Source organism: Streptomyces sp. SolWspMP-5a-2, from assembly GCF_900091845.1.
GTDB classification, from domain to species: domain Bacteria; phylum Actinomycetota; class Actinomycetes; order Streptomycetales; family Streptomycetaceae; genus Streptomyces; species Streptomyces doudnae.
In genome coordinates this window covers 1-21,691 of sequence record NZ_FMCI01000319.1, presented here as the reverse complement: position 1 = coordinate 21,691, position 21,691 = coordinate 1, and the positions used below count along the sequence as shown (strand labels likewise).

The 21,691-nt window shown below is 73.3% G+C and carries 21 protein-coding genes; 15 read left to right on the top strand and 6 right to left on the bottom strand.

Annotation, left to right across the window (positions count from 1 at the left end; all coding sequences use genetic code 11):
* The first annotated feature begins 189 nt into the window (after positions 1–189).
* The 6 genes from GA0115242_RS31600 (at position 190) to GA0115242_RS31575 (ending at position 7,360) form a co-directional block, all read left to right on the top strand.
* Positions 190–1,473 carry a nucleotide disphospho-sugar-binding domain-containing protein gene (locus tag GA0115242_RS31600; protein WP_093834584.1) on the top strand — a complete coding sequence of 428 codons (1,284 nt, stop codon included), beginning with the start codon at positions 190–192 and terminating at the stop codon, positions 1,471–1,473.
* Positions 1,474–1,501: 28 nt separating this feature from the next.
* Positions 1,502–2,683, top strand: a complete 1,182-nt coding sequence (locus GA0115242_RS31595; RefSeq protein ID WP_093834582.1) for an acyltransferase family protein — start codon at positions 1,502–1,504, stop codon at positions 2,681–2,683.
* 233 nt (positions 2,684–2,916) lie between these two features.
* Positions 2,917–4,032, top strand: coding sequence for a winged helix DNA-binding domain-containing protein (locus GA0115242_RS31590; protein ID WP_237549413.1), 1,116 nt, complete (start codon positions 2,917–2,919; stop codon positions 4,030–4,032).
* Positions 4,033–4,152: 120 nt separating this feature from the next.
* On the top strand, positions 4,153–5,175 hold the full coding sequence (locus tag GA0115242_RS31585) for a methyltransferase (RefSeq protein ID WP_202556070.1): 1,023 nt from the start codon (positions 4,153–4,155) through the stop codon (positions 5,173–5,175).
* A gap of 91 nt (positions 5,176–5,266) precedes the next feature.
* Positions 5,267–5,989, top strand: a complete 723-nt coding sequence (locus tag GA0115242_RS31580) for an SDR family oxidoreductase (protein WP_093834578.1) — start codon at positions 5,267–5,269, stop codon at positions 5,987–5,989.
* Between the two features lie 96 nt (positions 5,990–6,085).
* Positions 6,086–7,360 carry a nucleotide disphospho-sugar-binding domain-containing protein gene (locus tag GA0115242_RS31575; protein WP_093834576.1) on the top strand — a complete coding sequence of 425 codons (1,275 nt, stop codon included), beginning with the start codon at positions 6,086–6,088 and terminating at the stop codon, positions 7,358–7,360.
* Between the two features lie 81 nt (positions 7,361–7,441).
* Here the strand turns inward: GA0115242_RS31575 and GA0115242_RS31570 are convergent, their stop codons facing one another.
* Entirely contained in the window at positions 7,442–7,807 is a 366-nt protein-coding gene (locus GA0115242_RS31570; RefSeq protein WP_093834574.1) for a hypothetical protein, read from the bottom strand.
* Positions 7,808–7,923: 116 nt separating this feature from the next.
* Between GA0115242_RS31570 and GA0115242_RS31565 the strand changes: the two genes are divergently transcribed.
* Positions 7,924–8,370, top strand: a complete 447-nt coding sequence (locus GA0115242_RS31565; RefSeq protein ID WP_256089803.1) for a nuclear transport factor 2 family protein — start codon at positions 7,924–7,926, stop codon at positions 8,368–8,370.
* Between the two features lie 32 nt (positions 8,371–8,402).
* On the opposite strand, the gene GA0115242_RS31560 is transcribed toward GA0115242_RS31565, so the two are convergent.
* Genes GA0115242_RS31560 through GA0115242_RS31550 form a run of 3 tightly spaced genes read right to left on the bottom strand, consistent with a single transcriptional unit; the run spans position 8,403 to position 10,668 of the window.
* Positions 8,403–9,323 carry an MBL fold metallo-hydrolase gene (locus GA0115242_RS31560; RefSeq protein WP_093834572.1) on the bottom strand — a complete coding sequence of 307 codons (921 nt, stop codon included), beginning with the start codon at positions 9,321–9,323 and terminating at the stop codon, positions 8,403–8,405.
* Entirely contained in the window at positions 9,320–9,856 is a 537-nt protein-coding gene (locus GA0115242_RS31555; RefSeq protein WP_161353381.1) for a flavin reductase family protein, read from the bottom strand. Before GA0115242_RS31555 ends, GA0115242_RS31560 begins: the two co-directional genes overlap by 4 nt.
* A gap of 26 nt (positions 9,857–9,882) precedes the next feature.
* Positions 9,883–10,668: an SDR family NAD(P)-dependent oxidoreductase gene (locus GA0115242_RS31550; RefSeq protein ID WP_093834568.1), complete on the bottom strand. Its 786-nt coding sequence runs from the start codon at positions 10,666–10,668 to the stop codon at positions 9,883–9,885.
* Positions 10,669–10,864: 196 nt separating this feature from the next.
* Here GA0115242_RS31550 and GA0115242_RS31545 point away from each other — a divergent pair, with 196 nt between their 5' ends.
* The 6 genes from GA0115242_RS31545 (at position 10,865) to GA0115242_RS31520 (ending at position 17,099) form a co-directional block, all read left to right on the top strand.
* The gene (locus GA0115242_RS31545) at positions 10,865–11,329 is read left to right on the top strand and encodes an SRPBCC family protein (protein WP_093834566.1); all 465 of its coding nucleotides are present in this window, start codon (positions 10,865–10,867) and stop codon (positions 11,327–11,329) included.
* A gap of 28 nt (positions 11,330–11,357) precedes the next feature.
* Positions 11,358–12,473 (top strand): acyl-CoA dehydrogenase family protein, encoded by a 1,116-nt coding sequence (locus GA0115242_RS31540; RefSeq protein WP_093834564.1) that lies wholly within the window; start codon positions 11,358–11,360, stop codon positions 12,471–12,473.
* Positions 12,474–12,580: 107 nt separating this feature from the next.
* Complete coding sequence (locus GA0115242_RS31535) at positions 12,581–13,111, top strand: nuclear transport factor 2 family protein (RefSeq protein WP_093834562.1); 531 nt, start codon at positions 12,581–12,583, stop codon at positions 13,109–13,111.
* 77 nt (positions 13,112–13,188) lie between these two features.
* Positions 13,189–14,409: a cytochrome P450 gene (locus tag GA0115242_RS31530; protein ID WP_093834560.1), complete on the top strand. Its 1,221-nt coding sequence runs from the start codon at positions 13,189–13,191 to the stop codon at positions 14,407–14,409.
* 82 nt (positions 14,410–14,491) lie between these two features.
* Positions 14,492–15,514 carry a helix-turn-helix transcriptional regulator gene (locus tag GA0115242_RS31525; RefSeq protein ID WP_093834558.1) on the top strand — a complete coding sequence of 341 codons (1,023 nt, stop codon included), beginning with the start codon at positions 14,492–14,494 and terminating at the stop codon, positions 15,512–15,514.
* Positions 15,515–15,590: 76 nt separating this feature from the next.
* Positions 15,591–17,099, top strand: a complete 1,509-nt coding sequence (locus GA0115242_RS31520; RefSeq protein ID WP_093834556.1) for an MFS transporter — start codon at positions 15,591–15,593, stop codon at positions 17,097–17,099.
* Between the two features lie 132 nt (positions 17,100–17,231).
* On the opposite strand, the gene GA0115242_RS31515 is transcribed toward GA0115242_RS31520, so the two are convergent.
* A complete protein-coding gene (locus tag GA0115242_RS31515) occupies positions 17,232–18,197 on the bottom strand; it encodes a Gfo/Idh/MocA family protein (RefSeq protein WP_256089802.1) in 966 nt (321 codons plus the stop codon).
* Positions 18,194–19,636, bottom strand: coding sequence for an NDP-hexose 2,3-dehydratase family protein (locus GA0115242_RS31510; protein WP_093834554.1), 1,443 nt, complete (start codon positions 19,634–19,636; stop codon positions 18,194–18,196). The genes GA0115242_RS31515 and GA0115242_RS31510 overlap by 4 nt, the downstream gene beginning before the upstream one ends.
* Positions 19,637–19,872: 236 nt before the next feature.
* On the opposite strand from GA0115242_RS31510, the gene GA0115242_RS31505 reads away from it, so the two are divergent.
* Positions 19,873–21,114: a class I SAM-dependent methyltransferase gene (locus tag GA0115242_RS31505; protein ID WP_093834552.1), complete on the top strand. Its 1,242-nt coding sequence runs from the start codon at positions 19,873–19,875 to the stop codon at positions 21,112–21,114.
* A gap of 5 nt (positions 21,115–21,119) precedes the next feature.
* Positions 21,120–21,691 (top strand): dTDP-4-dehydrorhamnose 3,5-epimerase family protein (locus GA0115242_RS31500; RefSeq protein WP_107461544.1); only part of this gene is annotated, 572 nt, incomplete at its 3' end.

Here is a 21,691-nt window from a genome sequence, read left to right as displayed (position 1 = left end):
TGTCGATGCTCGCGGTGGTGGACGGCAAGGAGCGCACCCAGGCGGAGTTCGAGGACATCCTCGGCCGGGGCGGCTTCACCGTCAGCCGGATCCTGACCACGCCGTCCCTGATGTCCATCGTCGAGTGCGTGCCCGCCTGACCGACGACGGTCCTTCAGCGCCGTCGCCGTCCGCCCGGAGGAGATCCGAATGCGTGTCCTGATCGTCGTGTGGCCCCTGCCGGCCCATCTCTATCCCGCGCTGCCGCCGGCCTGGGCGCTCCAGGGCGCGGGACACGAGGTCCGGATCGCCTCGCATCCCGACCTGGCCGAAGTGATCACCGCGGCCGGGTTCGACGCGGTGGCGCTCGGCTCCCCGCAGAGCGTGCCGTCGCCGTCCGCGGTCGCTGACTTCCTCCTCCCCGAGGAGCACCGGGCGCGGCTCACCGAGGCGCTCGCGCTCTCCGCCGACGACCCGGTGTGGGGGACGTTCAGCACCTACACCTACGCCTCCTCGCGGATCTTCCACCCGGAGGAGGGGGCGCCCGAGGAGCGTTGGGCGGGGGTGGACGCGCTGGTGTCGGCGGCGCGCGCGTGGCGTCCCGACCTGGTGCTGTGGGACCCGAACTGGCCGTCGGGGGCGGTGGCGGCGCGTGCGGTCGGCGCGGCGCACGCGCGGATCCTGTGGGGGCACGATTTCGTCGGCTGGGCCGCGGACCGGACCTCCCGGGGCCGGGCGGCGCTGCGGTCGGCGGGGCTCGCCGATCCCGTGACGGAGCTGGTGCGGCCGAGCGCCGAGCGGTACGGGGTCCCGGTCGACGAGGAGCTGCTGCTGGGCCAGTTCACGGTGGACCCGATGCTGCCCGGCATGCAGGTGCGGGCGCCGGGACGCCGGGTGCCGGTGCGGCGGATCCCCTACGGCGGGCCCGGCGTGGTGCCGCCGTGGCTGTACGAGTCGTCCGGGCGGCCCCGGCTGGCGGTGTCGCTGGGCACCACGCAGCGCGCGTACCGCAACGACCGCGCGCTGGTCGCGGATCTGCTGGAGGTGGTGTCAGGACTCGACGTCGACGTGGTGGCGACGGTCGACGCTTCGCAACTGGGGGACGGTCCGCTGCCGGAGAACGTGCGCACGGTCAGCTACCTGCCGCTGGGGCTGCTGCTGCCCACGTGTGCGGCGATCGTCCACCACGGCGGCATCGGGACGTTGATGGCGGCGGTCGCGCACGGGGTCCCGCAGTTCGTCGTGGCGGACGCGACAGCGGCGTACGCGGGCAACGCGCGGTACGTTCACGACTACGGAGCCGGCCTGACCGTCGGCCCGCGGACGTCCACCACCGAGATGCGCAAGAGCCTGGTGCGGGTCCTGACCGAGCCCGCGTTCCAGGACGCCGCCGAGGAACTGCGCCGCGACTGGCTCGCCGTACCGAGCCCAGGCGACATCGTGCCCGTCCTGGAGGGGCTCGTGTCGTCGCTTCGCCAGGGTCGTCGGCCCTGACGTCCTCACTGGATGCAAAGGAGGCGCCATGACGGCGTCGACGACCGCCATCGAACGGTCCCGGTTGCCCGCGCTCACCGGTGCCAGGTTCCTGGCCGCCTGCATGGTGCTGGTCTGTCATGTGGGGATCGCGCTGATCCCCCGGCTCGGCGGCACCCGGGCGCACGACGCACAGCGTTACGTCGAAGCCGCGGGAAACGTCGGGGTGTCGTTCTTCTTCGTGCTGAGCGGTTTCATCCTCACCTGGGTGAGCCGCCCCGAGGACACCGCGCGGCGCTTCTGGCGCAGACGGCTGGTGAAGATCTTCCCCAACCATCTGGTGACCCTGGCGGCGGCGCTGCTGCTGATGCTGTCGGCGAGCGTGCCGATCACCGCCATCAACACCGTGCCGACGGTCTTCCTGGTGCAGAGCTGGATACCGGAGCAGGACGCGGTCATCAACTACGGTGGCAACGCACCGAGTTGGTCGCTCGCCTGTGAGCTGCTTTTCTATCTGTCGTTCCCGCTGCTGCTGCGGGTGGCGCGCGGGATCAGGCCGGGGCATCTGTGGCGGTGGCTGGCGGGTACGGCCGTCCTGATCGCGCTCGTGCCGCTGGTGGCGGGGCTGCTGCCCGCGCGGCCGACGATGCCGTTGACGAACGACCACTGGTGGGCGGTCTGGTTCACCTACTACTTCCCCGTCACCCGGCTCCTGGAGTTCGCCCTCGGAGTGCTGACGGCGCTGATCGTCATGCGCGGCCGCAGGCTCCCGTTCGGGGTGGTCCCGGCGCTGGCCCTCGCGGTGGTGGCGTTCGTCGCCGGGGCACATCTGCCGGGCGTCTTCGACCGGGTGGCCGCGACCTCGCTGCCGCTGGCGCTGCTGATCGGCGCGCTCGCGCGGGCGGACACGGGCGACCGGGTCAGGGTGCTGGGCAGCCGGCCCCTGGTCCGGCTCGGGGAGATCTCCTACAGCCTGTATCTGGTCCACTACCTCGTCGTCGCCTACGGACCGATCGGCGCCGTCCACCCGGAGAACTGGGCGAAGCCGGTGAGCCTGGCCGGGGTGTTCGGGTACGGGGCGCTGACGCTGGCGATCAGCCTGGTCCTGGCGTGGCTGCTGTACACGTGCGTGGAGGCCCCGGCGATGCGGCGCTTCAGCCGCCCCCGGCCGCCGAAGGCCGCCGCCCGGCCCGCGGAAACCGCCCCGCAGCCGTCGGCACCCGGCACCTGACGGGCCCGCCGGGGCAGCACAACCACCCCTGGCAGCACGGCCCTTGGGGTCTGTGTTGCCGGTCGCCGCCCATGGTGCGGCGGGTCGTCGGGGGACGGCCCGCCTCGCCATGGGCGCCGTCGCGCCGCTGCTAAACTCGCCGCGCCGCGGAGAGCCTCGACCCCGTTCGGAGGGATTTTTCCATGAATGCCGACACTCCACGACTGTCGTGGCCCGGAGTCTCCTTACGGCGGATGGACCGGGGTTCGCTCGTCTCGCCGTCGGGGCGGGAAGGTCCCGCCGGGATCGTCTCCACCCTGTGCGGCGCCCACGCGCAGATCCTGTCGGCGGCCGAACTGTCGGTGGCGCTGCGGATCGAGGGCGCCACCCGCGCCGAGGTCCGCGCGGCGCTGTGGGACCGGCGGGAGCTGGTGAAGATGTACGGTCCGCGCGGCACCGTCCATCTGCTGACGACAGCCGATCTCCCGCTGTGGATCGGGGCGTTCAGCTCCATACCGCAGTCGCCCAGTCCGTTCCCCAAGGACGTCCAGATGACCGAGGACCAGACGGAACAGGTCGTCGCCGCCATCGGGAAGTCGCTGGAGAGCGCCGAGTTGACCGTCGACGAGCTCACCGAGGCGGTGGTGGCGGCCACCGGGCCGTGGGCGGGCGACCTGGTCATGGAGGCGTTCCAGGGCAAGTGGCCGCGCTGGCGGCAGGCGATGACGCTGGCCGCGCACCGGGGCGTGCTGTGCTTCGCGCCCAACCGCGGCCGCAAGGTCACGTACACCAACCCGCTGCGCTACCTCAGCGACGTCACCCCGCTCGACGGGCCGACCGCGCAGCGCCGGCTCGTGCAGCGGTATCTGCACGCCTACGGTCCCGCCACCCCGCAGAACTTCGCCCAGTGGCTCAACGCGCCCCGCGGGTGGGCCAGTGGTCTGTTCCGGGCGATGGAGGGCGACCTGGAGCAGGTCGACCTCGAGGGCACCCCCGCCTGGGTCAACGCGGGCGACACCGCGATCCCGGCCGAGCCGCACCGGGGCGTGCGGCTCCTTCCGTACTTCGACGCCTATGTGGTGGCCGCCCAACCGCGCGGCCTCCTCTACCCGGGCCGGGCGTCCGTGCGGGCGCTGACGCCGTCGGGGCAGGCGGGCAACTACCCGGTACTGCTGGTCGACGGCACGGTCGCCGGTGTCTGGCACCAGCGCAGGTCGGGAAAGCGGATCCAGATCACCGTGGAGCCGCTCGCGCCGCTGTCCGGCGCGCACCTCGCGGCACTCGACGAGCAGGTCGAGCGGGTGGGCGCCGTCCTGGAGGGCAAGCCCGAACTGACCGTCGGGACCGTCACCGTGGGCGCCCACGCCTGAACCGCCGGGTGGGCGCCCAGGACCTCGGGCGCACCCGGTGCATCCGCCCTCAAGCCGCCGTTGAGCGCTCTCCCGCACGCTGGTGACCCACCGTCACGGACGAAGGAGTGGAGACAGCGGATGAGCAGCGCTCTGGAACAGGACGGCAGTCTGCGCCTGCTGGCGCTCGGCGACGGCTTCATCTACGCGCGGGCCCTCCACCTCGCCGCCGAGCTGGGGATCGCTGATCTCCTGGCCGGGCAGGAGCGGTCCACCGAGGAATTGGCGCGGCGGACCGGGACCGACGCGGGGACCCTGCACAGCATGCTGCGCGCGCTGGCGGGGTGCGGGGTGTTCACCGAGTCGGCGCCCGGACGGTTCGCGCTCACCGAGGTCGGCGCGTGCCTGCGCTCGGACCATCCCCGCTCGGTGCGGACCACGATCGCCCAGTCGGGCCGGATCACCGCGCGCGCCTTCCAGCACGCGGACCACGCGCTGCGCACCGGCGACGGCGCCTTCGCGACGGCGTTCGGGCAGCCGTTCTGGGAGTTCCTGCGGGACAACCCGCAGGAGGGCGCCGCGTTCGACACGGCCATGCAGGAGCACAGCCGGGTGGAGCGGGGCGCGATCGTCGAGGCGTACGACTTCCCGCGGACGGGCCGGATCGTCGACGTGGGCGGCGGGGACGGCACGCTGCTCGCGGCGGTCCTCACGGCGCGCCCGCTGACCAACGGGGTGCTGTTCGACCTGCCGCACGTGGTGGAGCGCACCTGCCTGGGCGAGGCGGGGCTCACCGAGCGGTGCGAGGTGGTGGGCGGCGACCTCTTCGGTGACCTCCCGGCGGGCGGCGACCTGTACCTGATGAAGTCGGTGCTGCACGGCTGGAGCGACGCGGACGCGGTGCGCATCCTGCGCGGCTGCCGGCAGGCGATGAAGCCGGACGGCAGGCTGCTGCTGATCGAGCGGGTGATCCCGGCCGGTGACGTCCCGCACACCAGCAAGGCGTTCGACTTCGCCATGCACGTCATGGCGGGCGGCCAGGAGCGGACCGGTGAGGAGTACACGCGGCTGCTCACGGAGGCCGGGCTCAGCGTCGGCCGGCTGATCCCGACGCGCTCGGTGCAGAGCATCGTGGAGGCGGTGCTCCCCGGCGACCGGCCCTGACCCGGCCCCCGACCGGGGCGGCGGCCGGTCCCCGAGCGGTGCGTGAGCGACGCACCAGAGGGACACGAGCCGCCGCTGCGATGCTCCCCGCATGGCTACTGACCGCAAGATCGCCCTGATCACCGGCGCCAACAAGGGAATCGGGTTCGAGACCGCGCGGCGTCTCGGCGCGCTGGGCGCCGTGGTGCTGGCCGGAGCCCGGGACGAGGGACGCGGCGAGGCCGCCGTGGAACGGCTGCGCGCCGGGGGCGCCGACGCGCACTTCGTGCATCTGGACGTGACGGACCCCGGCCTGATCGAGCAGGCCGCCCGGCGCGTCGACGCGCGCCACGGCCGCCTCGACATCCTCGTCAACAACGCCGGTGTCAACGTCGAGTGGCCGGCCAACCCACCGAGCCAGGTCGGGGCCGACCAGCTCAGGGCCACGTTCGAGACGAACGTGCACGGCGTGGCCGCGGTGACGAACGCCGTCCTCCCGCTGCTGCGCCGCTCCGCGGCCGGACGGATCGTCAACGTCTCCAGCGAGATGGGTCTTCCGGCCTGGCTCGACGGGTCGGCGATGCCCGCCATCACGGCGTACAGCGTCTCCAAGGCGGCCCTGAACATGCTGACCCTGCTGTACGCCAACGAGCTGCGGGACACCGCGATCAAGGTGAACGCCTGCTCCCCCGGGTTCGTCGCCACGGACATCAACGACGGGGTCGGCGAGCGCACCGCCGAGGAAGGCGCCGCGATCGAGGTGCGGCTCGCCCTGCTGGACGCGGACGGTCCCACGGGCCGTTTCGTCACGGACGCGGGCGTCCTGCCCTGGTGAGCGCACGGCGGCCGGGGAGCGCCGGCCCCTGCACAGATGTCCGCCGATCCCACCCCGGGCGCCGAACGCCCCGTGGGAGAACCGAGGAGGTCTCCTATGCGTGTCCTGTTCGTCGTCTGGCCCATGGCGGCGCATCTCTACCCGATCGTCCCGCTGGCGCGCGCGTTGCAGGCCGCGGGGCACGAGACGCGGGTCGCCTCGCACCCGGCGCTGGTCGACACCATCACGGCGGCAGGTCTCACCGCCGTCCCGGTGGGCACGGCGGAGACGATGCCGGTGCTGTCGGAGGTGGGCGGCTACGTGCTGCCCGAGGAGGAGCGCGACCGGCTGGCGAAGGCGTGGGCCGTCACCGGCGCCGACGCGCACGCCTGGTTCATGTTCAGCTACTTCGCGCTGGCCGGCACCAGGATCTTCCACACGCCGGGTGACGGGCCTGACGCGGCCGTGGCGGGCACCGACGAGCTGGTCGCGCTCGCCCGCGCCTGGGGGCCCGACCTGGTGCTGTGGGACATGTGGCCGGCCGCGGCCGTCGCCGCGCGGGTCACCGGGGCCGCGCACGCCCGCTATCTGTGGGGGCCCGACTACTGCGGCTGGGCCAGGCAGCGGTACCTGCGGCAGGGCGGCGAGGAGGGCACGGGGTACCCGGAGCCGCTCGCGGAGGCGGTGTCGCGGGCGGCGCTGCGCCACGGGGTGACGGTCGACGACGAACTCCTCCTCGGTCAGCTGACCCTGGACCCGACGCCGAAGGCGCTGCGGCTGGCCACGCCCGCCTCGACCGTCTCGATGCGCCGGGTGCCGTACACGGGGGCGGACACCGTGCCCGAGTGGCTCCATCAGGGGGTGGACCGGCCCCGGGTCGCCCTGTCGCTCGGCATGTCGGGGCGCGAGTACGCCACCGACGCGGGGCTGGTCACAAAGCTGCTGGCGATGGTGGACGGCCTGGACGCGGACGTCGTCGCGACCTTCGACGCGGCGCAGCTCGCCGGGCAGCGGGTCCCGGAGAACGTGCGGGCCCTCGACTACGTGCCGTTCAACCAGTTGCTGCCGACCTGCTCCGCGGTGGTGCACCACGGGGGCAGCGGCACGGTGATGGCGGCGGTGGCGCACCGGGTGCCGCAGCTCATCGCCGCCGACGGGCTGGAGTCGGCGACGTACGCGCCCTATGTGACCGGCGCCGGGGCCGGGTTGACGTTCGATCACCGGACGGAGTCCGCCGAGGAGATGCGGGGGCGGCTGCTGCGGCTGCTGGGCGAGCCGTCGTTCCGGGCGGGGGCGGACGCGCTGTACGCGCGGTGGCGTGCCATGCCGTCGCCGCGGGAGGTGGTGCCGGTCCTGGAGGAGCTGGCGCGGGGGCACGGACGGGACGTCTGAGACGGCCGTGCCGTCGGCCGAGGGAGCGGGCCGCACACCGGACGGTGTGCGGCCCGCTCCCGTTCGGGTGGCCGGGGGTGCTCAGGCTCGGGTCGAGGTGCCCTCGGCGTGGACGGTGGCCAGCAGCCGGTCCTGCGCGTCGTAGACGTGGGAGACGCCGTGGCAGGTGAAGGTGTCGCCGTGCAGGACGGCGGCCTGGTCGATGTCCACCCAGCCGGTGAGGACCCCGTCCGCGTCGAACTCCAGCTCGACGATCCGGAACGTGAAGGTGTCGGGACCCGTGCTGTGCCAGTAGCCCGCGCCGACCGATCCCGGGCGGGGGCCGGCCAGGATCATGGCCCGTCCGTTGGCGGTGAAGCGCAGGGTGCTGGCGTAGGAGCGGCCCTCCACGACGAGGTGTTCGCTCCAGGTGCCTGCCGGGGTCGCGGTCGTGCGGGTGCGGTCCATGTCGGGTCCTCTCGGTCGGGGTGCGTCGGCGGGCTGGGTTGACCTGGTCTCCAGCGGGGGTGGAGGGGGCTGGGGCACCGTGGACGGCGTCCCGTACATCGTCGAGGGGAGCCGTCGTGGCCCAGTCCCAGCACCGCACCGTCCCTGATGAGGTCACCGGAGACCTCTACGCGGAGATCCAGACGTTCTACGCCCGGCAGATGCGGCGGGCGGACGCCCTCGACATCGACGGCTTCGCCGACACCTTCACCCCGGACGGCGAGGTGGTGCACGCCGACGGCGGGCGGACCCGCGGCCGGGACGAGATGGTCGCCGCCATGCGGGCGCGGCTGCCCCGCTACCAGGGCGTGGCGACCCAGCACTGGTTCGGCCATCTGCTCGTCGAACAGCTCGCGGACGGCGCCCTGGGCGTCTCCTACTACACGCTGGTCGCCCAGTCTGAGGGCGGTGGGCTGTCCTTCCAGCCGGCCTACACCGTGGACGACGTGCTGGTGCGCGAGCCCGGCGGGGCGCTGCTGACCCGCTCCAGGATCATCCGCAGGAACACTCCGGGACAGCGGTAGCGCCGGGTGGGCCGGGTGCCGCGCCCCGCAGTTCAGGCGCGGCACTCCGGCAGACCTCCGTGCAGGACGCACATCTCCTCGAACGACCCCGCGACGTCGATCCTGGCCCCCGGCGGCAGCCCCTCCAATTCGGCGTAGGCCCGGTGGAGGTTGCCGACCAGGCGTTCCGGATCGACGAGCGCGCGGTAGGGGCCGGGTGCGGCCCGCCGGGCCGCGTCGAGCGGGGCGAGTCCGGCCGCGAGACCGTCCTCGGCGAGCCGTCGGCACCACCGCAGGTACTCCTCGGTGCGGTCGAGCAGTTCGGGGCCGCCGACCGCGCCGTGCCCCGGGACCACCACGCGGGGCCGCAGGGCGCGCAGCCGGGACAGCGCCGAAAGCGAGCCCTCCACGGACCCCATCAGAACGTAGGGCGTGACACCCGACCAGACGACGTCGCCGGTGAACAGCGCCTCGGCGTGGGGCACCCAGACGGCGGTGTCGGTCGCCGTGTGCGCGGGTCCGACGGGCAGCAGCTCCACCCTCGGTCCGGCCGCGCCGAGACGCAGGGTGAGGTCGGTGCGGAAGGTCAGCGTGGGCAGCGTGAGCGGGGTGTCGCCCCAGGCGACGCCGGGCCACAGGCCGCGCAGCCCGAGGCCCGCCTCCGCCATGTCGGCGCGGGTGCCCTCGTGGGCGACGACGGTCGCGCGGGGCGTGAAGCGGCCGTTGCCGAAGACGTGGTCACCGTGGAAGTGGGTGTTCACGACCCAGTCGGGGCCGTCGCCGGTGACCTCGGCGACCTGGTCCGCGAGGTGCGCGGTGCGGCTCGCGGTGGCGGCGGTGTCCACCAGCACGGAGGCGCCCGCGCCGACGACGAGCCCCGCGTTGTTGAGACACCAGCCGCCGGGCGCCTGCACGTAGGCGTACACGCCGTCGGCGATCCTGCTCAGCCGTCCGAACGGGGCGACGGCGCTCATGCGCCGGTCCCCCGGGTGTCGGGCAGCGCCGTGTAGCCGCCGTGGTGGAAGACCAGGGGCCGCCCGCCGGGTGCCGCGCCGGACACGGCGAGCACCCGGCCGACGAGGAGCGCGTGGTCGCCCGCCTCGAACTCGCGGTGCAGCGCGCACTCCAGCCAGGCCGCGGCGGACGGGACCACGGCGTGGCCGGAGATGCCGGTGACCGCGCCCAGGAGCCGGGCCGCGGGGGCGCCCTCGGGGCGGTCGGGCAGGCAGAACCGCCTGGCCAGGTCGCGTTGGGCGGTGCCGAGGACGTTGACCGCGTAGCCGCCGTGGGCCCGGATCCGCGGCCGCATCCTGCCGTCCGCCTTGACGGAGACCAGGACCAGCAGCGGGTCGAGGGAGACGGAGGTCAGGCTGTTGAGGGTCATCACGGTCAGGTCGTCGTCGCGCCCGCAGGTGAGCAGGGTGACGCCGGTGGGGAAACAGCCCATGGTCGCGCGGAAGTCGGCCGCGTCGGGGGGTGCCTGGGTGGTGTCGGCCTTGGATGTCATCGTCTCGCCTCGGCTGGTAGGGGTCATCAGTAATTGCCGAGCCCGCCGCAGACGTTGAGGGCCTGGGCGGTGATCGACGCGGCGCCGTCCGTCACCAGGTGGCCGACGAGTCCGGCGACCTCCTCGGGCGTCACATAGCGGCCGAGCGGGATGCGGGCCTCGAACCGGGCGCGGATCTCGTCCTCGCTGACGCCGTGGTAGGCGGCGTGTCCCTGGCGGACCCGTTCGGCCATGGGCGTCTCGACGAAGCCGGGGCAGACGGCGTTGACCGTGACGCCGGTGCGGGCCAGTTCCAGACCGACCGCCTTGGTGAAGCCGACCACGCCGTGCTTGGACGCCGAGTAGGGCGCGGCCAGCGCCACCCCCTGTTTGCCGCCGGTGGACGCGATGCTGATCACCCGGCCCCAGCCCGCCTCGACCATGCCGCCGGCCGCCAGCACCTCCCGGGTGACCCGGAAGACGCCGTGCAGGTTGGTGTCGATCACGTCGAGCCAGGTGGCGTCGTCGAGGTGGGCGGTCTCCCCGCCGCCGTTGCGGCCCGCGCTGTTGACCAGCACGCCGATCGGGCCGTAGGTGTCGACCGCCGCGGCCACGGCGGCGCGCACCTGCTCGGTCGAGGTGACGTCGCACGCGGTGCCCGCGGCCTCAAAACCTTCCTCGCGCAGCCGCTTCACGAGGGCGCGCACGTTCTCGGCGCTGCGCGCGCAGCAGAACACCGCCATGCCCCCGCGGGCCAGCAGCTCCGTCACGGCGAGCCCGATCCCACTGGTCGCACCGGTGACCAGGGCCACCCGCCGCTCTGTGTCCGTCATGCCGCTCTCCCGTCCTGGGGTCTGCCGGTCGGACCTCCGCGCACGACCGTGGCAACGTCCGCTTGCGCGGGTCTCGAAACGGGCTGGAGGCGGGCGCCGGTCGAGCCCGGTTCGACGGTGCGTCGAGGCAGCGGGCCGAGGGTGGACGGGGTCCACACGTGCGGGCCGACCGCCGCCCCCAGCCGAGGAGTGTCCGATGCCCGAAGAGATCCCCGACGTCAGGAAGTCGGTCGTCGTCGCCGCGTCCGTGGAGCACTGCTTCGAGGTGTTCACCGAACGCCCGGCGGACTGGTGGCCGCCCTCGCACGTCCTGGTGAAGAAGGAGCGGGCGGGCCTGGCCTTCGAACCCCTCGTGGGCGGCCGCTACTACGAGTGGGACGTCGACGGCAACGAGATCGCCTGGGGGCGCGTCCTGGAGTGGGACCCGCCGCACCGGCTCGCCATGACCTGGCGCATCGACGGCCACTGGCAGTCGGTCCCCGACGACGACCGGGCCAGCGAGATCGAGGTCGACTTCACCCCGGCCGGCGACGGGCGCACCCGCGTCGACCTGGCGCACGTCAAGCTGCACCGGCACGGCGACGGCGCGTGGAACATCCACCGTGCGCTGGACGGCTCCAGCCCCGGCGAGACGCTGGCCCGTTTCTCCGACGCCGTCTGACCCGGCAGGCCGACAGGAAGGGCACACCATGCACGAGGAGACGCAAGGGGCGGCCGAACGGGCCCTTCCCGTCGAGAAGTTGTGCGCACTGGCCGCCCAGCAGGCACAGGCCGCGGACCGGGAGGGCGCGCTCGCTCCCGAGGTCGTCGAGGGGCTGCGCGAGGCGGGGTTCGCCCGGCATTTCGTGGCCGCCCGGTGGGGTGGCGCGGAGGGCTCGTTCGCCGAACTCACCCGCGCGGTGGTCGCGTTGGGCCAGGCGTGTCCGGCGACCGCGTGGTGCGCCTCGCTCAGCGCCTACTCGGCGCGGTTCGCCTGCCACCTCCCGCAGGAGGGGCAGCGGGCGCTGTGGGAGGGCGGGCAGGACGTCGTGATCGCCACCGGTCTGATGCCCGGCGGCCGTGCCGAGCAGGCCGGGGACGGCTGGCGGCTGCGGGGGCGGTGGAGCTACGTCAGCGGGATCGACTTCGCGGACTGGGTGCTGCTGTGCGCGGCCGTGGAGTCGGGTGACGGGCCGCCCGCGCTGCGCTTCTTCGCGCTGCCCCGGGGCGCCTGCCAGGTGCGGGCGGACTGGGACAGCGTCGGGATGAGGGCCACCGCGAGCCACACCGTGGTGGTGGAGTCCGCCACCGTCCCCGGCCATCTGTCGTTCGGGCGGGGCGACATGATGACCGGCCGCAACCCGCACTCGACGGTCGCCTCCCACAACGTGCCGTTCCAGGCGGTCGGCGGGCTCACCTTCATCGCGCCCGTGCTCGGCGCGGGCACCGGCGCCCTGGCCGCGTTCGCCGCGCTGCTCACCGGCAGACGGCGCACCACGGCCAACGAATCGGCCCTGGTGCGGGCCTCGGGCCGGGTCGACGCCGCGCTGCGCCTCGTCGAGGAGAACACCCGGGTCCTGGACGAACGGCTGTTCACACCCGCCCCCATGGCGCGCAACGAGCGCAACGCGACCTTCGCCGCGGAGTCGGTCAGGGAGGCCGCGGGGCTGCTGGTCTCCGCGGCGGGCACCGCGGGGCTCGGCGCCCGGCATCCGCTGCAACGGCTGTGGCGGGACATCACGGCGGCGACGAGCCATGTGGCGCTCCAGTACGACACGGCGGCCAGGAAGAACTACGCGGCGGTCCTGGCGGGCCCCGCGGAGTGAGCGCGGGGCACGAGCCGGGTTCCAGGTGAGGTCCAGCGGGCCGCGCCAGGGTGGGGGCGCCGGCCGAGGTCGGCCCGTGCCCGTCCGAGACCATGAGGAGAGCAGTGATGCACGCACCGCAGCGCACCCGGCGGGTCGACGCAGAACTCTACGTCGACGTCCTGCAGTTCTACGCCCGGCAGATGCCGTTGCTCGAGGAGCGGCGGCTCGAGGAGTTCCTGGAGACCATGACCGAGGACGGCTCCATCGAGCACGTGCCCAACGGGTGGCGGATCGAGGGCAGGAGCGCCCTGCTCACCGAGATGCGGGCCCGCCGGGGTGACCCGGAGAAGCCGCTGGTCGGTGAGGTGTCGGCGCGTGCGGCGCGGGCCCAGGACGTGGCGTACTACGACGGGATCGTCTACCGGTACTGGTTCGACCGGATGCGGATCGAGCCGCAGCCCCACTCCGACGACATGCTGAAGGTGTCCTACCAGGCGATGGTCAGCATGACGGACGCCTCGGGGAAGGTGAGCTTCGAGCCGACCACGACGGTCGAGGACGTCCTCGTCCGCCAGGACGGCGAGTGGTTCACGCGCTCCCGCCGGGTCACCCATGACTCGCCGCACTGGGCCGACAAGATCCACAATCCGTCGTGACCGGGTCCGCAACGCCCTCTTCGACGTCCTCAGCCGCCTGCCCGTCGGCAGCCGGCGCCAGCGGAGGTGTCCCGACCGTGCCCTCGACCGAAGACCCCGAGACCTTCCCCTTCGAAGGCTCCTCCTACCGGGGCCCCGATCCCCGCTACGCGCGCTGGCGGACCGAGGAGCCGGTCACCCGCGTACGGACGGCGGGCGGGGTGGACGCCTGGCTCGTCACCCGGTACGAGGACGTGCGGGCGGCGCAGGCCGACCCCCGGCTCAGCCGCGCCCTGGCCTGCGGCCCGGCCGCGCCCCGGATCGGCGGCACCATGTACACCACCCCCGAGATGATCATCTCGATGGACTCGCCCGAGCACTCCCGGCTGCGCAAGCTGGTGGCGGGCGCCTTCACCCGGCGCCGGGTGGAACGGCTGCGCCCCCGGGTGCAGTCGGTGCTCGACGGACTGCTCGACGACATCGAGGCCAAGGGGTCGCCCGCGGACCTCGTCCCGCAGCTCACCCTCCCGTTCCCGCTGACCGTGATCGGTGAGCTGCTCGGTGTGCCACCGGAGGACCTGCGGCAGTTCGAGCGGTGGGCCCGCGCCTTCGCCACCGTGGACGACCGGGCGGGCGGCGAGGCGTCGTTGGAGGGGCTCGCGAAACTGAGCGAGTACATCGTCGGGCTGATCGCGCGCAAACGGAGCAGTCCCTCGGACGACATGCTGTCGGAGCTGATCACCGCCCGCGACCAGGGCGACCGGCTCAGCGAACCGGAGTTGGTGACGTTCGGCTTCACCCTGATCGGCGCCGGATTCGACACCACCGCCAACCAGCTCGCCAACTCGGTGCTCGCGCTGATCGGCCGGCATCGGGACCAGTGGGAGACGCTGGTCGCGCGGCCCGCGCGCATCCCGACGGCGGTGGACGAACTCCTGCGGCACGTCAACCTGTTCGCCACCGACACCTCCGGTTTCCCGCGCATCGCGGCCGAGGACCTGGAGATCGGCGGGGTGCGGATCGCGGCGGGCGACGCCGTGCTGCTGTCCCTGGCCTCCGCGAACCGGGACGGGACCGTCTTCGAGGACCCGGACCGGCTCGACGTGGGCCGCGCCCACAACCCGCATCTCTCCTTCGGCCACGGCATCCACCACTGCCTCGGCAAGCACCTGGGCCGGATGGAGATGGAGATCGCGCTGACCGGCCTGGTCGGCCGGCTGCCGGACCTGCGGCTCGCCGTCGCCGAGGCTGAACTGCCCTGGCACGTCGGGGAGATCAACCACACCCTGACGTCGCTGCCGGTCGCCTGGGGAGCATGACCTCCGTGGCCCGGACGGCGTCGGAGCCGCCGCGACGGACGGGCCGCCGTCCGGCCACCGGACTGCTGGGATCCTGGACGTCATGAGCGAGACCTCAGCGCGATTACTGAAGTTGCTGTCCCTGTTGCAGACCCCGCGCGAGTGGCCCGGCAGCGAACTCGCCGAGCGGCTCGCCGTCAGCCCGCGCACCATCCGCCGGGACATAGACCGGCTGCGCGACCTCGGGTACCCGGTGCACGCCACCCGGGGCGCGGTGGGCGGCTACCGGCTGGTCGCGGGCGCCGCCATGCCGCCGCTGCTGCTGGACGACGACGAGGCGGTCGCCATCACCGTCGGGCTGCGCACCGCGGCCCACGCGGTGGACGGCATCGAGGAGGCCGCCGTGCGGGCGCTGGCGAAGCTGGAGCAGGTCCTGCCGTCGCGGCTGCGGCAGCGGGTCAGCGCCCTGGGCGCCGCGACGGTGCCGCTGCCCGGCCACGCCCCGGGGATCGCCGTCGAGCATCTGACCGTGCTGGCCGCAGCGGTGGCCGGGCGGGAGCAGTTGCGGTTCGGCTACCGGACGGCGTACGGCGCCCCGGGGCGGGAGCCGGGGCGGCCGCAGGAGAGCCAACGGCTGGTGGAACCGCACCGGTTGGTGCCGACCGGGCGGCGCTGGTACCTGGTGGCCTACGACAACGAACGGGAGGACTGGCGGACGTTCCGGGTCGACCGCATCCGCGGTCCGCGGCCGACGGGGGTGCGCGGTCCTGTGCGGTACCTGCCGGTCGAGGACGCCGCCGCGTACGTGACCCGGCAGCTCTCCGGACTGGCGCCGCTGTACCGGGCCGTGGCCACCCTGCACGCCCCGGCGGGCGAGGTCGAGGACCGTCTCGTGGGGACGGGCGACGAGTTGGAGGAGCTGCCGGGCGGCCGGTGTCTGCTGCGCACGCAGGCGGACTCCCTGGGATGGCTCGCGTTCCGCCTGGTGAGCATCGGCTGTCCGTTCGACGTGCACGAACCGCCCGCCCTGGTGGCCTACATGCGCGATCTGGGGGCGCGGGCCAGCCAGTCCGTCGACGGCTCCACCGGGACCGCGGCGGGGGGCGCGAACACGGACGTCTCCTGACCTATATGGGGTCTAGCGTCAAAACGTCCGCGGGATCGACGGACCCCCACCCACGAGAAATCCAGGAGCGAGGACCATGAATCCTGTACAGGAGGCTCCGCCGGCCTCCGCCGATGACCGGCGCCGCTGGATAGCGCTGGCGGTGGTTCTGACCGCGTCCCTGCTCGACCTGGTCGACGCGACCATCGTCAATGTCGCGATCCCCACCATCCAGCGGGACATCGACGCTTCGTACAGCGCGATCCAGTGGATCACGGGTGGTTACACCCTCGCGTTCGCGGTGGGTCTGATCACCGGCGGGCGGCTCGGTGACATCTGGGGCCGCAAGCGGGTCTTCCAGCTCTCCATGCTGGGCTTCACCGCCGCGTCCGCCCTCTCGGGGCTGGCCGTGGGCCCCGAGATGCTGATCGGGGCGCGGATCCTCCAGGGCCTGATGGCCGCGATGATGGTGCCGCAGGTGCTGTCGATCATCCAGGTCACCTTCAAGCCCGAGGAGAGCGGGCGGGTCTACGGGCTGTTCGGCGCGATCAGCGGCATCGGCGCGGTCTCCGGTCCCGTGATCGGCGCGCTGCTCGTCGAGTGGGACCTGCTGGGCCTCGGCTGGCGGCCGATCTTCCTGATCAACCTGCCGATCGGGATCGCCGGTCTGATCCTCGGCCAGCGCTATCTGACCGAGTCGAAGGCGCCGCACGCGGTCCGTCTCGACCTGGTCGGGGTCGCCCTGGCCTCGCTCGGCCTGCTGCTTCTGGTCTTCCCGCTCACGCAGGGCAGGGAGGCGGGCTGGCCCGCTTGGAGCTTCGTGGCGATGGCGCTGAGCGTGCCCACCTTCGTCGTCTTCGTGCTGCACCAGCGGGCCAGGATCCGCGCCGAGCGCACTCCGCTCGTGGAGCTGTCGCTGTTCAGGATCAAGAGCTTCGCGGCCGGTATCGCCGTCCAGCTCACCTTCGGCACCACGTTCGGTCTCTTCTCGCTCACCGGCGCCCTGTACATGCAGATCGGGCTCGGCTGGAGCGCGATCCACGCCGCGCTGACGAGCCTGCTCTTCGGCGCCACGATGGCGCTGTCGACCAATGTGGCGATGCGGGTGCTGATGCCGAGGTTCGGGCGGGCCGTGCTCCAGGCGGGCGCCCTGCTGATGATCGTCGGGCTGTACGGCTACCACTGGGTCGCCGACCACCAGGGGACCAGCACGACCACCTGGGAACTGGCGCCGGTGCTGGTCGTCGCCGGCTGGGCTCTTGGCATGATCATGGCTCCTCTGATGAGCGCGGTCCTCTCCGACGTGCCGTTCCAGAACGCCGGCTCCGCCTCGGGACTGACCAACACCGTCAACCAGATGGGCATGGCGATCGGCCTCGGACTGGCCTCGGTGGCCTATTTCGCCGTCGTCGACGACGCCTCCAGGGCCGACCGGGCCAGCGGCGCCGCCTTCGTCGACGCCTTCATCAACACCCTCTGGTGGGTGATGGCCGGCATGGCGCTGGCGTTCCTGCTCATGTGCGCGCTGCCCTCGCTGCGGCCCGACGCGAAGGCGGGCGAGGAGGCGGAACCGGCCGCGGACGACGTCTCGCAGCCCGCGCACTGAGGCTCCGCGACGACGGGTGAGGGGCGGGACCCGGCCGGGTCCCGCCCCTCACCCGTCCCGCTCTCCCGCTTCCCGGCCGCCCGCTCGCCCGCCCCTCGCCCGTCCCCGCTGGCCGCTCGGGCGGTCAGGCGGTCAGGTGCGGGCCGCCGCCGCGCGGACGTCGTCGAGCAGCCGGGCCTGTTCCAGGCAGATCGCGTCGGCCGTGCCGCCGGCCCGCGCCGCCGCCGCGAACGCCATCACGGTGTTGTACGCCTGGTCCTCGGGCGGCTGCCGCAGGACCCGCGGCTCCGAGCCGTCGTCGAGCCTGATCTCCGTCCAGAGGTCGGCCCCCGGCGTGAAGGCGCGGTCCACGGTGATGCTGCCGCCCGTCCCCCACAGGGCGTACCCGCTGCGGTAGGCGTGGTCGAGGCCGAAGGACAGGTGCGCGCAGGTGCCGTCCGGCGCGACGAGCAGCGCCGCACCCGACGAGTCGACCCGGTGCCCCGGGCCCCGCACCAGCGAGGCGCCCACCACCCGCAGGCCGGAGCCGAGGAAGTGCCGGGCGGCGCGCAGCGGATACACCCCGGTGTCCCACAGGGCGCCGCCGCCCAGCTCGGGCCGTCTGCGGATGTCGTCCTCGGACCGCCGCGGGACCGTGAAGTGCGCCTCGAACCCGCGCAGTTCACCGATGGCCCGGTCGGCGAGGAGCTTGCGGACGACGGCGTGCCTGCCGTGGTGGACGAACATGACGTTCTCCATCAGGGCCAGCCCGCTGCCGCTCGCCAGCTCCACCAGCCGCCGCACCGACTCGCGGCGCAGCGCCGCCGGCTTCTCCACCAGCACGTGCCGGCCCGACCGCAGCGCCGCCTCCGCCCACTCGGCGTGCAGGGACGCGGGCAGCGGCACGTACACCGCCTCGACCGCGTCGTCGGCGAGGAGCGCCGCGTAGCCGTCGACCGGGCGGCAGCCGTGGACGGCGGCGAGTTCCCTCGTGCGGGCGGGGTCGCGGCCGGCCACCGCGACGACCTCGGTCAGCGGCGCGCGGGCCATCGCGGGGAGCATTCTGCGCCGGGCGATGTCGGCGCACCCCATGATCCCGATCCGCAGCGGCCCGGTCACAGCCGCACCGCCCCGGTGTTGAGGGCCGCGAGCAGGGACCGGGCCTGCACGTTCACGTAACGGCTGTGCCGGGCCAGCCAGTTGAGCTGTCCCGGGGTGACCCAGCGGTAGCCGGCCGGCGGGGTGGCGAGTCCTGCGGCGACGGCGTCGACGCGCACGATGAGGTGGCGGCTGACCGCGTTGCGGAACCGGCCGCCCTCCTCCGCGTGCAGGGCCGCGTAGCGGAGGTCGGCGGGGTCGGCGCCGAGCACCGCGTCGAGGAAGCGTGGCGCCGGGTGCTCCGCGCCGCCGCGGTAGTTGTCGGGGACGCACTGCACGGTGGGGCCCAGTTCGGCCGTCTCCAGGAAGCCGCCCTCGGTGCGGGCGTGCGCCAGCAGATGCGGCACCCCGTCGAAGCGGCCGGCCAGGAAGGCCGTCACCCCGGTGCCGACCGGCTCGAACAACGGCTGTGTCCAGCCCGGCACTTCGCGGTTCGCGGCCTCCGCGCTGACGGCCACCACCCGGAAGAACCGGCCGTCGGGGCGGTGGATGTCCGACGCGGTCCGCACCCATCCCTCGGTGCGGGCCAGCGGCACCGGCTCGGCCCGCACCTGGTGCCTGGACTTCTCCGTGGTGACCCAGGAGAGGAGTTCGGTGTCGGAGGTCAGCGCCTCGGGGTCGGCCCGCAGGTGGGGCGCGCAGGCCAGTACGGTGCGCGCGTCCATGTTCACCACGTTGTCCCGGAGCAGGAGTTCGCCGAGCTGGCCCAGGGTCAGCCAGCAGAAGTCCGGGTCGGACGGCACGTCCTCGGTGGTCTCCACGATGACGTTCCGGTTGGCCTTCCGCAGGAACCACGACCCGTGTTCGGACTGGAGGACGTCGGCGAGGACCCGTTGCCGCCCGCCGCCGGTGAAGTACGTCAGGTACTTGACGGCCGCGCCGCCGTGCGCCCGGGTGAAGTTGCTGCGGGTGGCCTGCACGGTCGGCGAGAGCTGGACGAGTCCGGGGTTGCCCGGCTCCATCTTGGCCTGCATCAGGAAGTGCAGTACGCCGTCGAACTCCTTGGCCAGGATGCCGAGGACGCCGACCTCCGGCTGGTCGATGATCGGCTGCTGCCACTCCCGGGCGGCCGCTCCCTCGCCCGTGCGCACCCGCAGTCCGCGCACGGTGAAGAAGCGGCCGCTGCGGTGGGCGAGGTTGCCCGTGGTCCGGTCGAAGGACCAGCCCTCCAGGTCGTCGAAGGCGATCGGGCGGACCCGGAACGGGTGGGCCGCGGCGCGCTCGGCCAGCCAGCCGGCGAAGTCCGCCGTGGCCATCCAGGCGCCGGAGCCGATCGCGCGCGCGGAACGCCTGAACCGCGCGGGCGAGTCGGTGTCCGCGCGCGGCCCGGGGACGCCGGTGCGGGTGCCGGACGGTGCTCCGGTCCCGGTCCTGGTGGCGGTCTCGGTCAGATCACTCATGCCGGTGTCCCTTCCAGAAGGAGCCGTCGGCCTCCCGTGGCGCTCACCGTAGGAGCGGCGTCTGGAGATCCGGTCGTACGGTCCTCGGCCGCCGAACGGCGGTCGTGCGGGGGCGAGTCGACGGATTCTCTAGGCGCCCGTGGGAGCGTCTCGGCTCACCGGCTGCCGCGGAGCCGACCGGGCGAAGAAGGCGCTGCCGCCACACCGGCACCACGCTGTCACCACCAGGAGGACGAGTGGTCATCGATCGCTGCCGCGTCTGCGGCAACCGCACGCTGCTGCCCGTGCTGGACCTCGGTCCACAGGCGCTGACGGGTGTCTTTCCCCGGTCGCGCGAGGAGACCGTCCCCGTGGTGCCGCTCGAACTCGTGCAGTGCGCGCCGGACGGCTGCGGCCTCGTGCAACTGCGGCACGTCGCCGACTTCGGTCTGATGTACGGCGAGGGGTACGGCTACCGCTCGGGCATCCGCCCCTTCATGATCCGCCACCTGGCGGGCAAGGTGGACGCCGTCATGAAGCTGGTCGCGCCCGGCCCGGGTGACCTGGTGGTGGACATCGGCAGCAACGACTCCACCCTGCTGCGGCAGTACCCGGCCGGTGGACCCGATCTGGTGGGGGTGGACCCGGTCGGCGGGAAGTTCCGTCATCTGTACCCGCCGCAGGCGGAGTTGGTGACGTCGTTCTTCTCCAAGGACGCGTTCACCGAGCGGTTCGGCACGCGCCGGGCCAAGGCCGTCACCTCGATCGCGATGTTCTACGACCTGCCGCGGCCCCTGGAGTTCATGCGGGACGTGCGCGACATCCTGGACGACGACGGGGTGTGGGTGACCGAGCAGAGCTATCTGCCGTCGATGCTGGAGGCCACCGCCTACGACGTGGTCTGCCACGAACACCTGGCGTACTACAGCCTGCGGCAGATCGAGTGGATGGCGGGACAGGTCGGGCTGACCGTCATCAGGGCGGAGCTGACCGACGTGTACGGCGGCAGCCTGGACGTCACGCTCGCCAGGACCCCCACCAGGCACCGGGTGGACGAGGCGGGCCTGGCCGCGATCCGGGCCGGGGAGGCGGCGCTCGGGCTCGACGGTCCCGCTCCGTTCCTGCGGTTCGCGGAGCGGGCCGCGCGGTCGCGGGACACGCTGCGGGAGTTCCTCGACGACTCCCGCAAGGCGGGCCGGCTGACCGTCGGCTACGGCGCGTCGACCAAGGGGAACGTGATCCTCCAGTACTGCGGGCTGAGCCGGGACGACCTGGTGTGCGTCGGTGAGCCCAGCGAGGAGAAGGCCGGCTGCCTCACCCCGGGCACCGGGATACCGATCGTCTCCGAGGCGGAGGCCAAGGCGCTGGGGCCCGACCAGTTGCTGGTCCTGCCGTGGATCTACCGCGACGGATTCATCGAGCGGGAGCGGGAGTTCCTGTCCGGCGGGGGGAAGCTGGTCTTCCCGCTGCCCGCCCTCGACGTCGTCGACGGGCGGTGACCGGGATGCGGACCCGCGCGCTCGCCGTGACGGGCGCCTTCTCGTTCACGCCCGAGGTGCACAGCGACCAGCGCGGCACCTTCGTCTCGCCGCTCCAGCACGGCGCGTTCGTGGCCGCCGTCGGCCATGGCCTGACCGTGGCGCAGACCAACCACAGCAGGTCCGCGCGCGGGGTGCTGCGCGGTATCCACTTCACGACCACCCCGCCGGGGCAGACCAAGTACGTGCACTGCGCGCGGGGGCGGGCGATGGACGTCGTGGTGGACATCCGGGTGGGCTCCCCGACCTTCGGCCGGTGGGACGTCGTCGAACTGGACGCCCGCTCCTTCCGGGCCACGTACCTCCCGGTGGGCGTCGGGCACGCCTTCCTCGCCCTGGAGGACGACACCGTGATGTCCTACCTGGTCAGCACGGAGTACCGGGCCGAACGGGAGCTGGCCGTCGACCCGTTCGACCCGGCGCTCGGCGTGGCCTGGCCGAAGGACATGGAGTTCGTCCTCTCCGGGCGGGACCGGGCCGCCCCCTCGCTGGCACGGGCCGAGGCCGCGGGCGTGCTGCCCCGCTACGAGGAGTGCCT